This window comes from Bacteroidota bacterium (assembly GCA_030017895.1).
GTDB lineage: Bacteria > Bacteroidota > Ignavibacteria > UBA10030 > BY39 > JASEGV01.
The window spans coordinates 1-18,595 of sequence record JASEGV010000017.1 but is presented as its reverse complement, the minus strand read 5'-3'; the positions used below and the strand labels follow the sequence as shown (position 1 = coordinate 18,595).

The following is an 18,595-nucleotide window of genomic DNA, read 5'->3' as shown; positions in this document are numbered from 1 at the left end:
CAGGATAATTGCATCTTGTTTGTTCTTTTTTTACTTTTATACAAACATAGAACATATTGGAGATAACTAAATGGAAAAAAAACGATACATTTATTGGCAAGACGAAGATATGTGGGTAGGATATCTTGAGGAATACCCTGATTATATGACGCAAGGTGAAACGCTGGAGGAACTCAAAGAGAATTTAACAGACATCTATAAGGATTTGACTAACGGAGCGATCCCACATGTCAGAAAAGCGGCTGAACTTGAAGTTGCATGAAGCGAAAAGAACTCGTTAAGAAAATTGAGCGAATGGATTGCATATTCATTCGCCATGGGTCCAAACACGATTGGTACCAAAATCCAAGAACAAAGCTTTCTCAGCCGGTTCCGAGACATACTGAAATTAAAGAAACACTCGCAAAGCATATATTGAAAATGTTGGAAGACAAAAATTTAGTTTGACCCTATTCTCAAACGAGATAAAAGAAGAAGTAAAAGATTTTAAGTATTTGAGTGATAGCAAGCCCGATTGATAGGAAGTAAAATAAAAACAATAAAACATATGGAATCTAACACACAAACTGCCTGCTTGTCCGCCTCTGGCGGATGTGATAGCACGGCATATGGCAGTATAACTAATAGTTAGCCAGCAACAATCGGCATCATCATAATGGAGATACTAATGAAAAAATATTACAAACCGATTTTATTTTCCCTTTTACTTTTAATAGTTGGTTGTGCAACTGTTCCATCGTTTCGTGTTTCACAGCCATGGATTCGTTCTCTGAAATCCATTCAAACTATTGATCCTACTAAAAGCGTCAAAATTGAAGTTTCTGGTAATACATCTCCACTTCTCGGAAATGAACAATTGACGTCCGAAAGACTCCGTTCTTCTCTTACTCATTTAATAAAGCGTCGTGGCTTTATTATCGAAAGTGGAGGATATGATTATTTAGTTAAGTTATCTTACAAAACTGACAGAAATGATAAAATGAAGTTTTCTTCTACTGTTTCTTCAACAAACACTCAAGCATATGCAATTTCTACTGGAACTGGTGCAGGTGCAACTTCAGGGCTTGGTGTTAGTATAGCACGAGCAATCGGTGTATTAGCGTCTCGTTCTTTAACTGTAGGCACACAATCGGCGGATCAATTACTTTCATACACACATACTATTTCGATTGAACTTTCTAATAGAGAAGGAACTATTTTATGGAAGGGAGAATCCACTTGGGATTCAGAAGAACTTAATTTAATAAATAGAATTATTCCTGCCTTACAATTAATTTTAAGTGATCTGCCTTCAGATAAGACAGTTCGGCCTGAAATACCAGAAGTGAAAGAGACCCACGTTAATAATTATTACAGATTAGAATGTAAAGATGTGTGGTTCACTTGTCCAGCATTACCTTATAGGATTTTGTTTGAAGATAATAGTTTGAAATCATCTAAAAAAATATCTATTCCAAAAGGCATTCTAAATCAAAATGCATTTGCGACTTATTGTGATCTTATTCAGACAGCAGAATATGCCTTGCCTGATGGAAACGAAAAAGACTGGAGAGATCCTTTAGATATATCATTGTGGAAAAATGTTAAGCTTGGTGGTCAATATTTTTTAGGCCCTCAAAAAACACCTGTAAACATTCTTATAGAACTTTCTGGAAAAACGGACGGCTATTATATTCGTGAATGCAAGATTGCAACCGAAAAAGAGTTTTCTGATTTCAATAAAAAATTAATTAGTTGGCGCGAGGTACTATCAAATTATTACGATGTATATAAGCGCTAACAAAATTTAGTTGTTGGCTAACCAGCGCCTCAACCTGACGGAATGAGCGTGGGTGCAATTAGCATGGCTAATGGTGGTTTTTCGTAAAATAATTATGTTGAGTATACATCAAAACTGTAGTACAAATAATTTAATTCAGCGCATGAATCTGTTTCGTGCAGTGCATATTGCAAGTGTACGCCGCCGCAGCTTAGCGCCGGTCGTTAGGCAAACTAATTAAATTGAGTGTGAATAAATTAATTGGATGTTATTATGATTAAAAAAATAAATGAAGTGTATCAATTCAAAATTACGTTAACCAGTTCCGAACCATCAATTTGGAGAAGGATATTAGTACCTTCTCATTACTCATTTTGGGATTTACACGTAGCTGTTCAAGATTCTATGGGCTGGCTTGATTACCATCTTCATTCATTTTCAATAAAAGACCCAATAACAAATAGTAAAGTTGAAATTGGAATCCCCGATGAAGAGTATGATGCCTTTGATAGGAAAGTTTTGGCAGACCACAAAGTAAAAATATCGAAATATTTTAATGAAAATAATCGCAACGCCAGATATGAGTATGATTTTGGAGATTCTTGGATACATACAATCAAGTTTGAGAAAATCATACAAGCGACAGTTGGTGAGAAATATCCCAAATGTATTGATGGTCAAATGGCTTGTCCACCAGAAGATTGTGGCGGAATTGGTGGTTATTACGATTTATTGTCTGTCCTGAGTGATCCTAAAAATGAAGAATATAATGAAATGATTGAATGGTTAGGCGGAGAATTTGATCCAGAAAAATTTGATCCCAAAGATATATCGTTTGATGACCCGAGAGAAAGATTTAAACAAATGAATGAAGATTAAACAATACGAAAAGTTTGTATAACCTCTTAAATAAGTTAAATTTATCTGCCTTTGGCAGAAGTCAAGAGGATATAAAAATTCCTAAGAACTATATAGGTAAGCGTGCTATTTGCAACGCCGTTAGGCGTATGAAGGAACACGTTTTTACGAAAGGAGGAGCATGACAATTGGATTTTTCTTTGATCTCTTCAAAGGTCGCACTAGGTCCAAGCCTGAACAAGGCGGGTTCGAGCGTAACAAGGATTATCGCGAAAGGGTCTCCCGTGAGGATAAGGAGCACATTATAGAGGACACCACCGGCTCTGGAACCCCAGCAAGGGAGAATCCTTCTTTAAGCCGGCCGTTTGCGGCTGAGCCGCTGGTAGTTAGGTGTTTCGACGCGTCTCTGCCTATGAATACTTATTTCATCATCGTTGAACTCCAACAAGGAACGCGCGAATGGCTGGAGTGGCGTCACAAGGGAATTGGTGCTTCAGACGCTTCGACCATCATGGGCGAGAATCACTTCAAGAGTGCCGCAAAACTACTGCAAGAGAAGCGCGGACCAGCACCACGAGACTCTTTCCAGAATGAAGCTATGGCTCTCGGCACGCGGCTTGAGCCCGAAGCTCGCAAGCGCTACATCGCCAAGACTGGGAGAGATGTGAGTCCCGCTTGCCTTCAGAGCACACGATATGACTGGCTGCGCGCGAGTCTCGATGGCCTCGCCACCAACCACGATGCGGTAGTCGAAATCAAATGCGGCGATTCTGTTTATCGGAGAGCCTCACAATCTCGTTCTGTCCCCGATTATTACTTCGGTCAGATGCAGCACATCTTGGCGGTCACCGGTCTCGATTCGCTCGACTTTTGGTGTTACTGGCCTGGCCACCCCGAATTGCTGCTGCCTGTCGAGCGAGACGACGCTTATATCGAACGTCTCCTGAATAGAGAACTTGAATTTTGGAACCATGTCCAACGAAACGCCTAACAAGGCGCTCAACACGGACAGCGTTTTTTAGTACAGCATTTGTGTAATTATTGGCTTTGTTCTACCGTGTAATGTTGCTTTGTAAAGTTGTTCTGCTAAATAAAGTTTTTAATAAATAAAAAGTTGTTGGTAATGTTCGGCATCCTTGTTCGGGGCGGCGGGTTAGGCGCAATGCCGTTAGGCGCACAGCCTCGCTGTAGAAAAATGTAATAACACGCAGAATATATAAAAATATGACGATAATTGCTTCATAAAATGAATATTAAAGTTGAATAAGTTTTGTAGTATTTTTAGGAGGGTCACATGTTAAATGATATCAGAACAAGTCTTGCTATCTTAAGAAATCCCAATAATGGGTTTGGCATAATATTAAATCGCAAAAACCACGCAATGCAATCACTAAAATACTATTTCTGGATTTTGGTATTATATACAGTTGCGATTATTGGTTGGTATTTTGGTGGGGCAGAACTAACAGCTCCACCAATAATTCCAATAAGTAATTACTATCTTGCAGAAATATTCTTTTTAATGCCAGTTTTCTTTTTAGCAATACTATCTGCAACTTCAGTCGCTTATATACTGGCAAAAGCTTTGAAGTCACAATCCGTTTTTGATGATTACCTTTCTCTATTAATTCAATCTTCAATATTGCCAACCTTCATCACATTAATCATTGATTTGCTTCAAGCCTTCTTTTTTACTACTGGAATTATTGATCAGAAACAATGGCTAGAATTGACATCCGATGGTATTGGACTAATTGTAGTAATATCATATCTTGCGCTTTATGTTATTGGTTTTCTCATCTTATTTCCATTAGCAGTGAAGAAAGCGTCAGGATTGCAGCTATTTCCATCTATTGTTATCGGTCTATTTTCATTCATTGTATATCATCTATATTTGTTTGTGTTCATAAGATAATGCGCCTAACAACGGGTTCGAGCTGATTCGCGCCACGAGGGCGCTCACAGCTCAACCCAAGGTTAGCTACCATTACGACTAGAAAGGGAATTAAATGTTGAAGATATTAGCAAAGATTGCAGGAGTTGTTATGGTATGCGTTGGTATTCTTTCTCTCGCTTTGGCAATCTTGGGGGGTCTCGGTCCTCTATTATTCTCCCCGGAACTCCATCCTCATGTTGCAGGTTTTTTATTGGTTTTTACTGCAATATTGAATATAGCAGGTCCTTCACTGATTTTGGGAGGAACCTTCCTATTGGGATGGGCTCGGAGAAAAATCGTTTTCGGAGTCGTCTTGGTTGCCATCGTCGGCTTATTTTTCCATCTTCTGGTAGTTATAAAATGGGTCATTCAAGGTTTTCTCTGAGACGGCATTGTTCTGCGATTACGCATGTCGCTCTTTGCATAATCTTCATCATAGCTTACTTAAGAGATAGAATGCCCCAGCAGCTAACAAAGCACTCCAGCGGATGGCTTACAGCCCCCGCTGACTTTAATCGTTACATAACTAATGAAGTACGGTGAAATATTAATATTGTTTTCAAAACTTAACAGACTTAATAAAAAGTTGAGCGATGTTGGTGGGAAAGGAACGGGTTGGAATTATACTTTTGACGATGGAACTACAACTAAGTATACATTTAAAAAATTTCGTGATTTTGAAAGCATTCAAGACGATGTTGAAAATTATTTCCTATGGTTATGGAATTTAAAAGACTATTTAAAATCAATCTCTAAAAACAAGCAGATGGTCGAAGATATTGTCAACAGCAATATCAATATGAAAGTATCTGGTGACATTGCAAATCGATTGAAACATTCTACGCTCCGTGAAAGCCGGTCTGGTTTGTTCCCCAAATTGGGAAAGTTAAAAGTGACTATTTCCCAAAATAATGTTTCTAAAATAACTTTTTATAAGGATGAGGTTGAGATTGATCCTAAAGATGCTAATGATGCAGAATTATCTTTGCCAATTTATGATTGTAATGAAAATAAAATTATTGATTCATTTGAACTCATAAGAATTGTGGAAAAAGAATGGGACAAAATATTCCAGAAATTAAAAGTTGTATAACCCTCTTTTCCACACGACTGCGTTTTCAGTGTGGCATTTTTCAAGATTTTGGATTTGGTGAAATAGTTAAACGATGCAAGTAAATTTGTTCTATTAAATAAAATTGTTAAAAAAATATTCTATCCCGTGCATTCTAACCCGCGGCTACTAAAGACATCAAACCAAAATAAGTTGGAAACCGGGATATTTTGTATATCTGGTCAGACCGATTCATCGGTTTTTTTTCGTTCAGCACATCCATTTATGGTTGTGCGAGAATTTGAAAAATAATTTATATTCCCGTATCTTTTTGGTGTGGATAAATTAAAGGAACGATTAATAATGGGACAGGTATTTTACAAAATATTTTACCACGTTACGTGGACTACAAATCTCGCATCAGTATAAATACTGACGCTGACCAAACAAAGCATCGTAAACGATGCTAAAACCATTAGACTGATTCATCGGTCTTTTTTCGTTCGGCACATCCTTTGGTATTTTAATAAAATAAAAGTTAGTCTTTTTTGTTTATAATCAGATATTTTAATAAATTAGCACGATTAAATTATGCAAAATATACTTCTTATAACAACATTTATACTTGCCGCAGCACTTATTATCCCTTTTTATCGGGTTGCAGTTGGACCAACAGTCTATGACCGGATACTCGGTTCAGGTGTAATCGGAACGAAGACTATTGTCTTGATTTCGCTTGTCGGTTTTATATTCGACCGATTCGATATGTTTGTTGATATCGTGCTTGCTTATGCGTTGCTGAACTTTATCGGTGTGGTGGCAATCGCAAAATATTTAGAAAGAAAAGAATCTCAAAAATAATGGGAATTCACGACATCATCGGCAGTGTTTTTCTATTGGTGGGCGCCTTGTTTGTGCTTATTGGAAGTGTTGGTATTATCCGCCTTCCCGATTTTTACACACGCATTCACGCAGCGGGGAAGTGCGACACACTTGGACTCGCTTTAGTCTTGATAGGATTAGCAATTCACGAAGGCGGAACACTCAACACAGTTAAGCTTGTTTTGATCGCCGTGTTTATAGGCATTGCAAATCCCACAGCCACACACGCCATCGCTCGTGCAGCTTACAGATTAGGACTGAAACCGTTGTTGGGCGATCAAAAACCTGACGGCACTACTGAAGAAGAAACGAAATGATCTGGCAGCTTGAATTAATAATATATTTGCTTCTAATTGCATCTGCTATTGTTGCATTGCGAGTAAAGGATTTGTTAGCCGCGATTGTAGTGTTGTCTGTTTATAGTTTTGGTTCTGCATTTTTATTTGCAATTTTAGGCGCAGTTGACGTCGGCTTCACTGAAGCAGTCGTTGGCGCTGGTATTACAGGTATACTGTTCTTGGCAGCTTTGTATTATACAACCAGAAAATCTGTTGATTGATGTGGTTCTTGTCCGTCTCGTTTTACGAGACGAGACCTCGTCTAAAGACGGGTGTTTTTAATTTTTACCACAAAGGACACAGAGAAGGCACAAAGGACACTAAGGTATTTTCAGATTAACACATATAAAGAAAATATTATAGTTAAAAATAATGAATGAAAACGAATTATCGAATATTGTAATTGGTTGTGCAATCGAAGTTCATAAATCTTTAGGGCCAGGTTTATTAGAGTCGGCTTATAAAGAGTGCTTAGCGTATAAAATAAAACAAGAAGGTCTATTTGTTGAAAAGGAAAAACCGCTACCACTTGTATTTGAAGAAGTGAAGTTAGATTGCGGTTATCGAGTTGATTTGTTAGTAGAACATAAATTAATGGTTGAGATTAAATCGGTTGAAGCTATTAATGATATTCATCTAGCACAAGTTCTAACTTACCTTAAATTATCAGGGTGTAAATTAGGACTCCTGTTGAATTTCAATGTCGTTCGTTTGAAAGATGGAATTAAAAGAGTAATATTATAAATCTCTGTGTTCTTTGTGAAATTTCTTTGAGCTCTTTGTGGTTCTAATTTTTTTTAACACAAAGGACACAATATAAATTAAAAATTTAAAATTATAAATGTAAAATTTAAGATTGAAACTCCTCTCATACATATTACTTGTTACATTCGGTCTGCTGCTGGTTTATGCCGCAAACGAGTTGCCGACACGTGGACATCCTGATAATCCAATCAACCGTGATACATCGTTAGCGGGAACACCTGCTGCATCAGCGCATTACATTCGGAATGCAGAGAAAGAAATGCACACTCCAAATGTTGTTACAACAATTTTAGCCGACTACCGCGGTTATGATACGCTCGGTGAAACGACAGTGATATTCTGTGCAGGCATAGTAGTATTTTTAATTTTAAGAAGGCAGCGCGATGGTTCAAAGGTCTGACAGCATAATAGTTGGTATTGTTAGCCGGTTTATGGTACCGCTCATACAGTTATTTGCGTTGTATGTAATAGCACACGGACATTATAGTCCGGGAGGCGGATTCCAGGGCGGCGCGCTTTTAGGTGCGAGCGTTTTACTTTTACGACTTACTGTCGGCGAACAACCAAGCAATCTCGTCTTCCATACCAAATTCGGAACTCCAATGAGTGGATTCGGAGTGTTTATTTATGCGGCAGTTGGTGTAGCTGCTATGATTGGCGGCGGTGTTTATCTCGATTATGCTAACCTGCCAATCGCTGGAATGGAACCGGCGGCTCTCCGCTCACTTGGAATTTTACTCGTTGAAACAGGCGTCGGCATCGGAGTTATGGCAACTATGATTGCTATCTTCGATGATTTAGCGAAGGGAGATTTCCATGACTGATTTTTTTATCGGGCACATGGCATACTATTTCATCATCGCATTGTTGATAATTGGATTGTGGGGAATGCTCTTCAAGAAAAACCTTGTGAAAAAGTTAATCGGGATGAATATCCTTCAAGCATCCATCATCATCTTTTATGTTGCGAGTGCTTCGAAGTATAAGGCGACAGTTCCGGTTATCGACTCGCGTCTCGGCGCAATTAATCCTGCCGATTATATCAATCCACTACCACACACACTTATGCTTACTGCAATTGTTGTCAGTGTCGCAACTACCGGTGTTGCATTAGCTTTGTTGATTGTAATTTATAAAAGATTCAAAACATTGAACGAGGATGAACTTCTGGAACGGATGAAATGATTTTTGAACACTTCCCAATTTTAATTCCACTACCTTTACTTTTAGGTGCAATGATTGCAGCTCCACTCGGAGTTTGGAAACGCGACCTCGCTTATCCGATTGCTTTATTTGCCACAGGGGTTTCTTTATTCTTTGCCGTTTCGGGTTTGATATTCGTTTTGAACACAGGCACGCATCATTATCATTTAGGAAGTTGGGCGCCGCCAATAGGGATTGAATATGTTGTTGATGCACTCTCTGGATTCGTTGCAGTGATTGTAGTTGGTATTGGTTTTTTAGTGATGATTTATTCTCACAGATCGCTTCAAAGAGAATTGCCAAATAAGGAAGTACCGTTTCATTCTGTGTCATTACTGTTTCTTGCCGGCTTAAGCGGGATGGTTGTAACCGGTGATTTGTTCAACTTGTATGTGTTTTTAGAAATTGCCTCACTTTCAGCTTATGCACTTGTTTCTGTGGGGGAGAAGCGGGCGCCCGTGGCTGCATTCCGGTATCTTTTATTAGGAACTATCGGTGCTTCGTTTTACCTGTTAGGTTTGGGATATCTTTATCTCGTTACCGGCTCTCTCAATATGCTCGATACCGCGAGAATAATTCCTTTGCTTCAGGAACACGGACTCGTTCTCGTCGCACTTACATTGATGATAGTAGGAATCGGTTTGAAGATGGCAATGTTTCCGTTACACTTATGGCTTCCCGACGCTTACACTTATGCACCATCTGCCGGCAGTGCCTATCTTGCGCCGATTGCAACGAAAGTTTCAGCTTACGTATTGATTAGAATTTTATTCACCGTTTTTGAACCGGCTTTTGTGCGTGATGAGTTTTCGTTTACCACCGTTATTGCTTGGCTTTCAGCAGTCGGAATAATCTGGGGGTCGGTTATGGCAATTGCTCAGAAAGATTTGAAGCGGATGCTTGCTTACAGTTCAGTTAGTCAGATCGGTTATATAGGTTTAGGAATTGGTTTGGCAAACCCGCTAGGATTTATCGGTGCAGTTTTGCATATAATGAACCACGCAGTTATGAAGGCAACTCTTTTTTTAGTGAGTGGGAATATTTTTTATAGATTGGGATTTACTGAAATCTCAAAGTTTGATGATAAACTTCGCAAAAAGATGCCGGTTACTTCGGTAGCATTTGTAATAGCGGCACTCTCGATGATTGGGATTCCACCTACGGCAGGATTTTTCAGTAAGTGGTATTTAGTTTTAGGAAGTATTGATGCGGGCAATTGGATTTTTGTTTTTGTGATTGCACTATCGAGTTTGTTGAATGTGGTTTACTTTTTTAGAATTATAGAAAAGATGTATATATCAAAAACGAAGAACCTATCTGAAAGTCCTGTAGAAGAAATTACGATCAAAGAAGCGCCTGTTTCGATGTTGGTTCCGACTTTGATACTAGCAATCGCGGTTATCGTTTTAGGATTGTTGAATGCTGTTATAGTTGATAGTGTAATCAAGTCAGCAATGCCGAGGGGGTTATAAAACATCTTGAGATATAAGAGTATTCTTTTTTAATTAGTGTTGATTCGTGTAATTCGTGGCTGAAAAAGATTTGCCACTAATCTCACTAATGCGCACGAATGTGTTTAGTTCGCCAGGAAATAAATTTATTAAAACACAAAGTGCACAAAGGAGGTCGCAGAGGGGGTCAACAACTTTGCGGTCTTCGTGTATCCTTCGCGTCCTCTGCGTTTAAAAAAACTTTTACTTATTTGTAATCTTATAAATAATTTAATATAATCAATCAATGGAATATGATGTTTTAGGATGGTTAGCATCAGGTATGACTTTCGATGAAATAATTCAAGATTATCCTGAATTATCATTCGAAGATATTAAAGATTGTCTCGCATATGCAGCGGATAGAGAGCATAAATTACCCTCCTTTAATAAAAACTAAAATGATAATATCACTGATTCGATAATGATTGGTAAATCAATTCGATTTTATGTAAATTTCACCTAAACTATGGCAACTCACCACAAAATAATCATCGGCGACTCACGAAGGATGACTGAACTTCCTGATGAATCAGTTCACCTCGTAATAACTTCGCCACCGTACTGGCAACTCAAAGACTATGGAGATGAGAAGCAATTGGGTTTTCACGATTCCTATGAAACTTATATTAACAACCTTAATCTCGTTTGGAGCGAATGCTTCCGCGTTCTTCAACCATGTTGCCGACTTTGCGTAAATATTGGGGACCAGTTTGCACGGGCTGTTTATTATGGGCGCTACAAAGTAATACCAATCAGAACCGAAATAACCAAGTTTTGCGAAGCTATCGGAATGGATTATATGGGTGCGATTATCTGGCAAAAAGTGACGACAACGAATACAACTGGCGGTGCAACAATAATGGGATCGTTTCCCTATCCACGAAATGGTATCCTCAAAATTGACTATGAATTCATTTTAATTTTCAAAAAATTAGGCGACACCCCGAAGGTAAGCACTGAGGCGAAAGAACTCTCTAAGCTCACAACCGAAGAATGGAATACCTACTTTGCGGGGCACTGGAATTTCAGTGGTGAGAAACAAGATAAACACCTTGCAATGTTTCCCGAGGAACTTCCTCGCAGACTGATTAGAATGTTTTCATTTGTCGGTGATACTGTTCTTGATCCTTTTCTTGGCAGCGGAACAACATCACTTGCCGCAAAGAACCTCAGTAGAAACTCAATAGGGTACGAGATTAATAATGAATTTATTCCGATTATCAGGAATAAACTTAAAGTTACTGAGCGTGATATCTTCGGTGATGCAACTTATGAATTTGCCAATCAGAAACCATACAACGAGGATTTAACTAAACTGATTGATTCGTTACCCTACATTTTTTCTGATCCGCATAAACTAGATAAGAAAATTGATCCACGTAAGTTGAAGTTTGGCTCGAAGATTGAAAACGGTGATATCGATGAAAGAATAGAATTTTATAGTGTTAAAGAAATTGTCAGTCCTGAAGTACTTAAACTTAATAATGGATTTTCTGTCCGTTTGATTGGTGTTACTGAGGAACCGTTGCATCGGGAACAAGCTATAGCATTTCTAACTGAAAAAACAAGAGGGCAGAGAGTGTTCTTGAAATTCGACAAGGATAAGTATGATGATGTGGGAAATCTTCTTTCCTATGTTTACCTGAAGAACAAAACTTTTCTCAATTCCCACCTAATTAAAAGCGGGCTTGTTTCTCTTGATACACACCGAGACTACAAGTACCGTAACAAATTTCAGAATCTATTGGATCAAACGAATGCCTAAAGAATGGATCCTGAACAGTGCAACCAACCGCTTTCAACTCAACTTCAAGAGAAATGTTGGTGCCGTTTCCGAAGCAATACGGAAATGTAAACCCAAAAATCTTGAAGATTGGAAAACCTACTATTTCGAAAATGTTCGGAGTAAGCAACACATCGGAAGTTTGAGGAGCGATACGGAGGTAAAGTATTTTATATTATCTCAGTGAAGGAAGGAAAAAACAAAGTTATTCAAAACAAAGAAGTAATTGACGAAATTCGAAGAGAGATAGAACACTTAGGTGGATAAAAATATTTATTAAAACACAAAGTTCGCTTAGTGATAATTCGTGTAATTCGTGGCTGAAAAAGATTTGCCACTAATCTCACTAATGCGCACAAACATTAACCATTCGTATTTATTAATGCAAACATATTTCTCATACATACCATTTTACGCTGTTCTCATTTCGCTGATCGGAACTACGCTGATTTTAATCAGTTCACGCAAACCGAACTTGCGAGAGTTCTGGACAATAGCAGCAGCGGTTATCAAATTCGGACTGGTTCTTTCTCTGCTTCCAAACTATCTGGATGGGAAAGTTGCCTACTGCGATTTATTCACGATTGCATCAGGGATAACTCTCTCTTTTCGCGCTGATGGCTTAGGACTTTACTTCGCCATAGTCGCAAGTGGTTTGTGGATACTTACTTCATTTTATTCAATCGGGTATATGCGCGGCTTATCAGAACATAGGCAAACCCGATACTTCGCAAGTTTTGCAATCGCATTATCGGCTACGATGGGCATTGCATTTGCGGCAAACCTCGTAACGTTCGTGCTGTTTTATGAAATCCTAACCATCGCCACTTATCCTCTCGTTATTCATAAAGAAACTCCCGAAGCAATCTCGGCAGGGCGGAAGTATCTGGCGTTCACACTCTCCGCAGGAGTTATTCTGATCGTCGCAATAGGATGGATATATACAATCACCGGCAGTGTTGATTTCCAAGCGGGTGGAATGTTAAAAGGAATCAATATCTCACAAAGCCACCTTACAGTTTTGTTTATACTTTTTATAATCGGAACGGGTGTAAAAGCAGCAATAATTCCGCTTCACAGTTGGCTGCCCGCGGCTATGGTCGCACCAACACCGGTTAGCGCATTGCTTCACGCTGTAGCCGTGGTGAAGGCGGGGGTGTTCGGAGTTTTACGTGTAGTCGGGTTTGTTTTCGGTTTCGACCTGCTTCACGAAACAAATCTCTGGATGATATTAGCATCTTTCTCTGCAATGACGATTATTGTAGCATCGTTGATTGCGTTCAGTCAGGACAATCTTAAAAAGCGGCTTGCTTATTCAACCGTTGCACATCTTTCATACATCGTGCTGGGTGCTTCGCTGTTGAATCCTTTGGCATACACAGGTGCAATTCTTCACCTTGCTGCTCACGCTACGATGAAAATAACTTTGTTCTTTGTTGCCGGTGCCATTTATGTAAAAACTCATCTCGAAAACATCAGCGACCTCGACGGTATCGGCTACAAAATGCCTATCACGATGGGTGCTTTCACTATCGGGGCAATCGGTTTAGCAGGCATTCCTCCGCTGAACGGTTTCATCAGCAAATATTTTTTAGGCAGCGGCGCGATGGATGCCGGTCATCCGATTATGTTGGGTGTGTTCCTGATAAGCGGACTCTTAAACGTCGGTTATTTTTTTCCAATTATATATCGTGCCTTCTTTAAGAAATCGGATAAAGTTTACAGCTACAACGAAGCATCTGCACTTATGGTTGTACCATTGGTGATCACTGCGTTGCTCTTAATAGCGTTCGGTCTTTCACCAAATCTTTTTTTCCATCTGTATGAAATTGCAGGAAATGTTGCAAGCGAAGTTGCGAACGTTACTTCTCAGTTAATCGGTGGTGGGTTATGAAACGCTGGCAGTTGATATCTCTAATTGTGCTTACTTTAATTTCTCTTGTTGGTGAATTCTTTGTTGAACACGACCCTAATCATTCATCGGCTTGGTGGAGCGGTGTTCCACTTTTCTGGGCGCTCTTTGGTTTTGCAGGATGTATTCTTTTGATTTTCTTTGCTAAATATATTTTTAAAAAATTAGTCCAAAGAAGGGAAGATTATTATGATTAGTATAATCCATCCCTCGTTGTTGATGATTGCAGGTGCAATTCTTATTCCGTTGTTTCCAAAAGTTTTTCGTTCAGCGATCTTTATAATTGCATCGCTTGCCGGTTTAATAATTTTATGGACACTTCCCGAAGGAAACTATCTTACATTAAGTTTTTTAGGAAACAATTTAATTCTGCTAAAAGTAGATGCACTCTCCAAAATCTTTGCTGCGATATTTGCTATCATAACTGTTATGGGCGGCGTTTATGCGTATCACTTAAAAGATGCAGTCCAACAAACGGCGGCTTTAATTTATAGTGCCTCTGCAATCGGAGTTACATTTGCGGGCGATTTTATTACACTGTTTATTTCTTGGGAATTGATGGCAGCAGCATCGTTAGTTTTGATTTGGTCTCGAAAAGACAAGGCATCCGAGAAAGCCGGAATGAGATATCTTGTTGTTCACCTTTTCGGTGGAAGCTTGTTGCTCACCGGAATTATTTTGCATATATCAGAAACCGGTTCGATATTAGTCGAACATCTTTTATCCAAAAGTTCTGTTGCTAATTGGTTCATCATCGCAGGCTTCGGCTTGAACGCCGCAATACCACCGTTGAACGCCTGGCTGCCCGATGCTTATCCGAAAGCTACGGTAACCGGGGCTGTGTTCTTGAGCGCACTTACCACTAAAACTGCCGTATATGCGTTGGCAAGGGTTTTTGCGGGCTGGGAGGTGCTTCTTATACTTGGCACAATTATGACCGTCTATGGCGTAATTTACGCCGTTTTATCAAACGATATACGCGAGCTTTTATCCTACCACATCATAAGTCAGGTTGGATATATGGTTGCGGGTGTCGGCATTGGAACGATGATGGGAGTGAACGGCTCAACTGCCCACGCATTCTCGCACATACTTTATAAAGGACTTTTGTTTATGGGTGCGGGAGTTTTGATACACGCAACTGGTCGTTCAAAACTTTCTGAACTTGGTGGACTTGCAAAATTTTTACCGATTACACTTGTGCTTTATTTAGTTGGCGGGTTTTCTATTTCAGGCGTTCCGCTGTTTAATGGATTCATCAGCAAGTCGATGGTTGTTTATGCGGCGGGTGACATACACAATTATCTTGCAGTGATATTAATGAACATCGCTATGGTCGGAACATTTTTAAGCACGACTTTGAAACTGCCATACCTCGCGTGGTTCAACAAAGAAAAACCCGATGCCGAAATGAAGTTAAACCCAATCCCGATTAATATGCACATCGGTATGGGGCTGACGGCATTTCTATGTGTGCTGTTTGGAGCTGCACCGTCGCTGTTGTATCAGTATTTGCCATATCAGGTTAGTTATGAGCCATACACGGGGGCGCATTTAGTTGAGACTGCACAAATTTTACTGCTAACGTTTTTCGGATTCTGGATTTTCAGGAAAAAACTTGCAGCCGAGCCGCTGATTTCGTTAGACTTCGATTGGTTCTACAGAAGACCTAAAAATATTATCAAGCGGATGTTGGTGGATGGTGTGCTGTCTGTTTTCGATAAAACAGATAAGGTATTGATGAAGGTAGTAAACACATTAATATATTTTGTAAAGAACCCGAGTAATGCAATCGCGTATTTAACTATGCAGGAGCCATCTGGAAAAAACTTAGATTATGATCCAAACATCTCACGCCCAACAACACTGCTGATAATAAGCGGGGTACTTTTGGTGTTCGTGATTATAATTGCTGTGGTTGTAACTTAGACAAACTTCCGATATATCAATCGCATTACCATAAATGGTTGCGCTAATCAAACAAAGACCGATAAATCGGTCTGATCTGCGGTTTTAGCATCGTTTACGACGCTTTGTTAGGGCAGCGTCAGTATTGGATAGTGAGCTTGTCGAATTATATATTGATGCGAAGATTGATGAATAACCAAATATTTCACAATTCTCTTATTTCTACGACTAATTTCACTAATTCCCACTGATTCGTGTGCATTCATGTCCGTCAGATGACGGATTGGGGGCTAATTATTTTGAAATGACCACAGAGTAAACGATGCTAAATATCCCAGACCGATTCATATGCGAGATTTTCGCGAAAGTATGGTGAGTCGAACCAAACGGTATTACTAATGGTCAATCCTCCTACGCCACTTTGTGGCTTCGGCGGACAAGTGGTCAATTGACAATATTTTGAATCCTTTAAAAATTATAGTATTTTATTACAGGTGTTTACAATAAAATCAAATCATACATAACAATATAAGGTTGCAGAAATATGAGATCTTTCATCATTATCCTTTTATCAATATTTTCAACAATTCTATTCGCACAGACAGATTCAATACCCAAAAGCAATTGGTCAACATCGGCGATTACAGGTTTAAACATCAGTCAGATTGCGCTGAGCAATTGGACACAAGGTGGCGATAATTCGTTGGCGTGGACTTTTTTCAGTAAGGTTGATGTTCTTTATTCTTCTAACGTGTGGGCAGTAAAAAACAATCTGAAGTTAGCATTTGGCAGAACAAAATTAGGCAGCGCCGATTTCAGAACTAATGATAATGAAATATATTTAGAGAGTGTACTTACATACGACATCAAATGGGTGGTGAATCCTTACTTCAGTAACACAGTCAGAACTGTTATTGGTAAAGGTTACAATTATACACAAACACCTGCTGTGCAAACCGCAAAATTCTTCGACCCCGGTTACATTACACAAAGCTTGGGATTTAGTTATAGTAAGGATAATGTGTTTTCAAGCCGTTTGGGTGTCGCTCTTCAGGAAACATTCGCAGATCAATTTGCACATTTATATGTGGACGACCCGAAGACACTTGATAAAATCGAGAGGTTTAAACTTGAAACGGGTATCGAATCTGTTACCGAAGGTTCGTACTCATTTGCCGAGAATATGTTAGCTTCAAGTAAGCTCAGACTATTCAGCAGATTTAATAGTTTAGATGTATGGGATGTGAGATGGGATAACACAATTACAGCACAGATTAACAAATATTTCAACACGAATTTAAATGTTTTGTTGATATATGAGAAGAGCCAATCTCTGAAAACACAGGTTAAAGAAGCTTTACAATTTGGTGTTACATATACAATTCTATAAATAATCAATCAATTAACAATAACAATCCGCTCCGTCTTATGCGGAGGGCGGGAAGGAGTAATATTATGTCAATCATAAAAGAATTTAAAGCTTTCGCGATGCGTGGTAATGTCGTGGATATGGCAGTCGGTATTATCATAGGAGTTGCTTTTGGAAAAATTGTCAGCTCATTGGTTAGCGACGTCCTCTTGCCACCCATCGGTTTACTAATGGGAGGTGTTGATTTCAGTCATTTTGCAATTACACTAAGACAGGCGACCGAAACATCTGCTGCCGTTACACTCAAATATGGTGTTTTTATTAATACCATAATTGACTTTATTATAGTTGCTTTTAGTGTATTTTTGGTTATCAAAGGAATGAATAAATTGAAAAAAGCAGAAGTGCCACCTGCACCGGAAGCCCCTAAACTTTCAAAGGAAGCGGAATTGTTAACCGATATAAGAGAACTTCTAAGAAAGAATTAAGCTAATTGGGGTATTTAATGGTGATTGGTTATTATGGTTCGCTTTCGCTCACCACAAGGTTTTTCGTCATAGTTTTTTAGTTGATAGTTATAAGCTTACAAAACTATTAAACCTGAAAAATTCAATAGAAAGAGTTAAATTAGGGTAAGTGAAATAAGAGAAAGAAGATACGGATATGAGAACCGACACCAGAAATGTGCAATTGTTACCATACGAATTTAGCAATAAGCAAGTCAGTCCATGGGGTGGGATGCGTATTGTTCAAGAGCTTGTGGAACGTATTGGACTCCGTGAACTGCTTGAGAGACAAGGTCTTCCGCAACCGGGATCAAATCGAGGATACAATCCTGTGGATATCGTTTTGCACATTGTGCGCTGTTGAGATATGATGAAGTTCTGAAAGCACATTCAGTCGATTTTTTCGGAAGTTTAGTTTGCGGATGACCAATGAGATACTGGGTTTATATGGACCGATGAAAGTGAGACTTGATTTAGACAGCACAGTCATTGAGCGTTATGGAGAACAAGAAGGTAGCCGACGAGGATATAATCCGAGTAAACCCGGACGTTCTAGTCAACATCCCCTCATCGCCTTTATCGCCGAATTGAAAGTTGTTGTCCCGACCTGTCGGGATTGGCTTCGCCCTGGGAATACATCCTCATCCAATAACATGGCAAATTTTTTAGAGGAGACCTTTTCTCTGTTAGGTAGGATGGAAGTGGGGTTGATACGAGCAGACAATGGGTTTTTCAGTGAAAAATGCTTGAGTTCTTTGAGAAGAAGGGATTGTCATATAAGGGCAGTTCCAAAAATTCAAATATAAGTTTAGTGTTATAGATTTTATCGTCG

The 18,595-nt window shown here is 39.1% G+C and carries 25 protein-coding genes and 1 pseudogene; all 26 read left to right on the top strand.

Annotated elements, in window-relative coordinates:
* Positions 1-70: 70 nt before the first annotated feature.
* The 26 genes and pseudogenes from QME58_04820 to QME58_04695 all read left to right on the top strand — a co-directional run bounded on the left by QME58_04820 (position 71) and on the right by QME58_04695 (position 18,569).
* Positions 71-262, top strand: coding sequence for a type II toxin-antitoxin system HicB family antitoxin (locus tag QME58_04820; GenBank protein ID MDI6803154.1), 192 nt, complete (start codon positions 71-73; stop codon positions 260-262).
* The gene (locus QME58_04815; GenBank protein MDI6803153.1) at positions 259-447 is read left to right on the top strand and encodes a type II toxin-antitoxin system HicA family toxin; all 189 of its coding nucleotides are present in this window, start codon (positions 259-261) and stop codon (positions 445-447) included. The genes QME58_04820 and QME58_04815 overlap by 4 nt, the downstream gene beginning before the upstream one ends.
* A 220-nt stretch (positions 448-667) precedes the next feature.
* Positions 668-1,780 (top strand): hypothetical protein, encoded by a 1,113-nt coding sequence (locus tag QME58_04810; protein MDI6803152.1) that lies wholly within the window; start codon positions 668-670, stop codon positions 1,778-1,780.
* A gap of 252 nt (positions 1,781-2,032) precedes the next feature.
* The gene (locus tag QME58_04805; protein ID MDI6803151.1) at positions 2,033-2,638 is read left to right on the top strand and encodes a plasmid pRiA4b ORF-3 family protein; all 606 of its coding nucleotides are present in this window, start codon (positions 2,033-2,035) and stop codon (positions 2,636-2,638) included.
* A gap of 160 nt (positions 2,639-2,798) precedes the next feature.
* Positions 2,799-3,608: a YqaJ viral recombinase family protein gene (locus tag QME58_04800; GenBank protein MDI6803150.1), complete on the top strand. Its 810-nt coding sequence runs from the start codon at positions 2,799-2,801 to the stop codon at positions 3,606-3,608.
* A 303-nt stretch (positions 3,609-3,911) separates the two neighbouring features.
* Positions 3,912-4,532 (top strand): hypothetical protein, encoded by a 621-nt coding sequence (locus QME58_04795; GenBank protein ID MDI6803149.1) that lies wholly within the window; start codon positions 3,912-3,914, stop codon positions 4,530-4,532.
* Positions 4,533-4,626: 94 nt separating this feature from the next.
* On the top strand, positions 4,627-4,938 hold the full coding sequence (locus QME58_04790; GenBank protein MDI6803148.1) for a hypothetical protein: 312 nt from the start codon (positions 4,627-4,629) through the stop codon (positions 4,936-4,938).
* Between the two features lie 144 nt (positions 4,939-5,082).
* On the top strand, positions 5,083-5,646 hold the full coding sequence (locus tag QME58_04785; protein ID MDI6803147.1) for a hypothetical protein: 564 nt from the start codon (positions 5,083-5,085) through the stop codon (positions 5,644-5,646).
* Positions 5,647-6,195: 549 nt separating this feature from the next.
* Positions 6,196-6,465 carry a monovalent cation/H+ antiporter complex subunit F gene (locus QME58_04780; protein MDI6803146.1) on the top strand — a complete coding sequence of 90 codons (270 nt, stop codon included), beginning with the start codon at positions 6,196-6,198 and terminating at the stop codon, positions 6,463-6,465.
* Entirely contained in the window at positions 6,465-6,803 is a 339-nt protein-coding gene (gene mnhG, locus QME58_04775) for a monovalent cation/H(+) antiporter subunit G (GenBank protein ID MDI6803145.1), read from the top strand. The genes QME58_04780 and mnhG overlap by 1 nt, the downstream gene beginning before the upstream one ends.
* Positions 6,800-7,045, top strand: coding sequence for a DUF4040 domain-containing protein (locus QME58_04770; protein ID MDI6803144.1), 246 nt, complete (start codon positions 6,800-6,802; stop codon positions 7,043-7,045). Before mnhG ends, QME58_04770 begins: the two co-directional genes overlap by 4 nt.
* Before the next feature lie 151 nt (positions 7,046-7,196).
* On the top strand, positions 7,197-7,568 hold the full coding sequence (locus QME58_04765) for a GxxExxY protein (protein MDI6803143.1): 372 nt from the start codon (positions 7,197-7,199) through the stop codon (positions 7,566-7,568).
* Positions 7,569-7,680: 112 nt separating this feature from the next.
* Positions 7,681-7,989 (top strand): hypothetical protein, encoded by a 309-nt coding sequence (locus QME58_04760; GenBank protein MDI6803142.1) that lies wholly within the window; start codon positions 7,681-7,683, stop codon positions 7,987-7,989.
* The gene (locus QME58_04755; GenBank protein MDI6803141.1) at positions 7,973-8,413 is read left to right on the top strand and encodes an MnhB domain-containing protein; all 441 of its coding nucleotides are present in this window, start codon (positions 7,973-7,975) and stop codon (positions 8,411-8,413) included. Before QME58_04760 ends, QME58_04755 begins: the two co-directional genes overlap by 17 nt.
* Entirely contained in the window at positions 8,406-8,774 is a 369-nt protein-coding gene (locus tag QME58_04750) for a cation:proton antiporter subunit C (protein ID MDI6803140.1), read from the top strand. Before QME58_04755 ends, QME58_04750 begins: the two co-directional genes overlap by 8 nt.
* The gene (locus QME58_04745; protein MDI6803139.1) at positions 8,771-10,264 is read left to right on the top strand and encodes a monovalent cation/H+ antiporter subunit D family protein; all 1,494 of its coding nucleotides are present in this window, start codon (positions 8,771-8,773) and stop codon (positions 10,262-10,264) included. Before QME58_04750 ends, QME58_04745 begins: the two co-directional genes overlap by 4 nt.
* 271 nt (positions 10,265-10,535) lie before the next feature.
* A pseudogene (locus QME58_04740) lies at positions 10,536-10,682 on the top strand (DUF433 domain-containing protein).
* Positions 10,683-10,751: 69 nt separating this feature from the next.
* Positions 10,752-12,050, top strand: coding sequence for a DNA methyltransferase (locus QME58_04735; GenBank protein MDI6803138.1), 1,299 nt, complete (start codon positions 10,752-10,754; stop codon positions 12,048-12,050).
* Positions 12,043-12,255, top strand: coding sequence for an MjaI family restriction endonuclease (locus QME58_04730; protein ID MDI6803137.1), 213 nt, complete (start codon positions 12,043-12,045; stop codon positions 12,253-12,255). The genes QME58_04735 and QME58_04730 overlap by 8 nt, the downstream gene beginning before the upstream one ends.
* Positions 12,256-12,450: 195 nt before the next feature.
* Positions 12,451-13,962 (top strand): monovalent cation/H+ antiporter subunit D family protein, encoded by a 1,512-nt coding sequence (locus QME58_04725; protein MDI6803136.1) that lies wholly within the window; start codon positions 12,451-12,453, stop codon positions 13,960-13,962.
* Positions 13,959-14,177 carry a hypothetical protein gene (locus QME58_04720; GenBank protein ID MDI6803135.1) on the top strand — a complete coding sequence of 73 codons (219 nt, stop codon included), beginning with the start codon at positions 13,959-13,961 and terminating at the stop codon, positions 14,175-14,177. The genes QME58_04725 and QME58_04720 overlap by 4 nt, the downstream gene beginning before the upstream one ends.
* Complete coding sequence (locus QME58_04715) at positions 14,170-15,909, top strand: Na(+)/H(+) antiporter subunit D (protein ID MDI6803134.1); 1,740 nt, start codon at positions 14,170-14,172, stop codon at positions 15,907-15,909. The genes QME58_04720 and QME58_04715 overlap by 8 nt, the downstream gene beginning before the upstream one ends.
* Before the next feature lie 523 nt (positions 15,910-16,432).
* The gene (locus QME58_04710) at positions 16,433-17,278 is read left to right on the top strand and encodes a DUF3078 domain-containing protein (protein ID MDI6803133.1); all 846 of its coding nucleotides are present in this window, start codon (positions 16,433-16,435) and stop codon (positions 17,276-17,278) included.
* A gap of 65 nt (positions 17,279-17,343) precedes the next feature.
* The gene (mscL, locus tag QME58_04705; GenBank protein ID MDI6803132.1) at positions 17,344-17,745 is read left to right on the top strand and encodes a large-conductance mechanosensitive channel protein MscL; all 402 of its coding nucleotides are present in this window, start codon (positions 17,344-17,346) and stop codon (positions 17,743-17,745) included.
* A 175-nt stretch (positions 17,746-17,920) separates the two neighbouring features.
* Positions 17,921-18,127 (top strand): hypothetical protein, encoded by a 207-nt coding sequence (locus tag QME58_04700; GenBank protein MDI6803131.1) that lies wholly within the window; start codon positions 17,921-17,923, stop codon positions 18,125-18,127.
* 97 nt (positions 18,128-18,224) lie between these two features.
* Positions 18,225-18,569 (top strand): transposase, encoded by a 345-nt coding sequence (locus QME58_04695; protein MDI6803130.1) that lies wholly within the window; start codon positions 18,225-18,227, stop codon positions 18,567-18,569.
* Positions 18,570-18,595 lie beyond the last annotated feature (26 nt).

Coding starts and splice junctions, on each gene's coding strand:
- QME58_04755 (MDI6803141.1), top strand. CDS start 7,973: ATGGTTCAAAGGTCTGACAGCATAATAGTTGGTATTGTTAGCCGGTTT.
- QME58_04710 (MDI6803133.1), top strand. CDS start 16,433: ATGAGATCTTTCATCATTATCCTTTTATCAATATTTTCAACAATTCTA.
- QME58_04820 (MDI6803154.1), top strand. CDS start 71: ATGGAAAAAAAACGATACATTTATTGGCAAGACGAAGATATGTGGGTA.
- QME58_04770 (MDI6803144.1), top strand. CDS start 6,800: ATGATCTGGCAGCTTGAATTAATAATATATTTGCTTCTAATTGCATCT.
- QME58_04815 (MDI6803153.1), top strand. CDS start 259: ATGAAGCGAAAAGAACTCGTTAAGAAAATTGAGCGAATGGATTGCATA.
- QME58_04785 (MDI6803147.1), top strand. CDS start 5,083: ATGAAGTACGGTGAAATATTAATATTGTTTTCAAAACTTAACAGACTT.
- QME58_04700 (MDI6803131.1), top strand. CDS start 17,921: ATGAGAACCGACACCAGAAATGTGCAATTGTTACCATACGAATTTAGC.
- QME58_04750 (MDI6803140.1), top strand. CDS start 8,406: ATGACTGATTTTTTTATCGGGCACATGGCATACTATTTCATCATCGCA.
- QME58_04805 (MDI6803151.1), top strand. CDS start 2,033: ATGATTAAAAAAATAAATGAAGTGTATCAATTCAAAATTACGTTAACC.
- QME58_04765 (MDI6803143.1), top strand. CDS start 7,197: ATGAATGAAAACGAATTATCGAATATTGTAATTGGTTGTGCAATCGAA.
- QME58_04725 (MDI6803136.1), top strand. CDS start 12,451: ATGCAAACATATTTCTCATACATACCATTTTACGCTGTTCTCATTTCG.
- QME58_04800 (MDI6803150.1), top strand. CDS start 2,799: ATGACAATTGGATTTTTCTTTGATCTCTTCAAAGGTCGCACTAGGTCC.
- mscL (MDI6803132.1), top strand. CDS start 17,344: ATGTCAATCATAAAAGAATTTAAAGCTTTCGCGATGCGTGGTAATGTC.
- QME58_04735 (MDI6803138.1), top strand. CDS start 10,752: ATGGCAACTCACCACAAAATAATCATCGGCGACTCACGAAGGATGACT.
- QME58_04715 (MDI6803134.1), top strand. CDS start 14,170: ATGATTAGTATAATCCATCCCTCGTTGTTGATGATTGCAGGTGCAATT.
- QME58_04745 (MDI6803139.1), top strand. CDS start 8,771: ATGATTTTTGAACACTTCCCAATTTTAATTCCACTACCTTTACTTTTA.
- mnhG (MDI6803145.1), top strand. CDS start 6,465: ATGGGAATTCACGACATCATCGGCAGTGTTTTTCTATTGGTGGGCGCC.
- QME58_04795 (MDI6803149.1), top strand. CDS start 3,912: ATGTTAAATGATATCAGAACAAGTCTTGCTATCTTAAGAAATCCCAAT.
- QME58_04730 (MDI6803137.1), top strand. CDS start 12,043: ATGCCTAAAGAATGGATCCTGAACAGTGCAACCAACCGCTTTCAACTC.
- QME58_04720 (MDI6803135.1), top strand. CDS start 13,959: ATGAAACGCTGGCAGTTGATATCTCTAATTGTGCTTACTTTAATTTCT.
- QME58_04790 (MDI6803148.1), top strand. CDS start 4,627: ATGTTGAAGATATTAGCAAAGATTGCAGGAGTTGTTATGGTATGCGTT.
- QME58_04810 (MDI6803152.1), top strand. CDS start 668: ATGAAAAAATATTACAAACCGATTTTATTTTCCCTTTTACTTTTAATA.
- QME58_04780 (MDI6803146.1), top strand. CDS start 6,196: ATGCAAAATATACTTCTTATAACAACATTTATACTTGCCGCAGCACTT.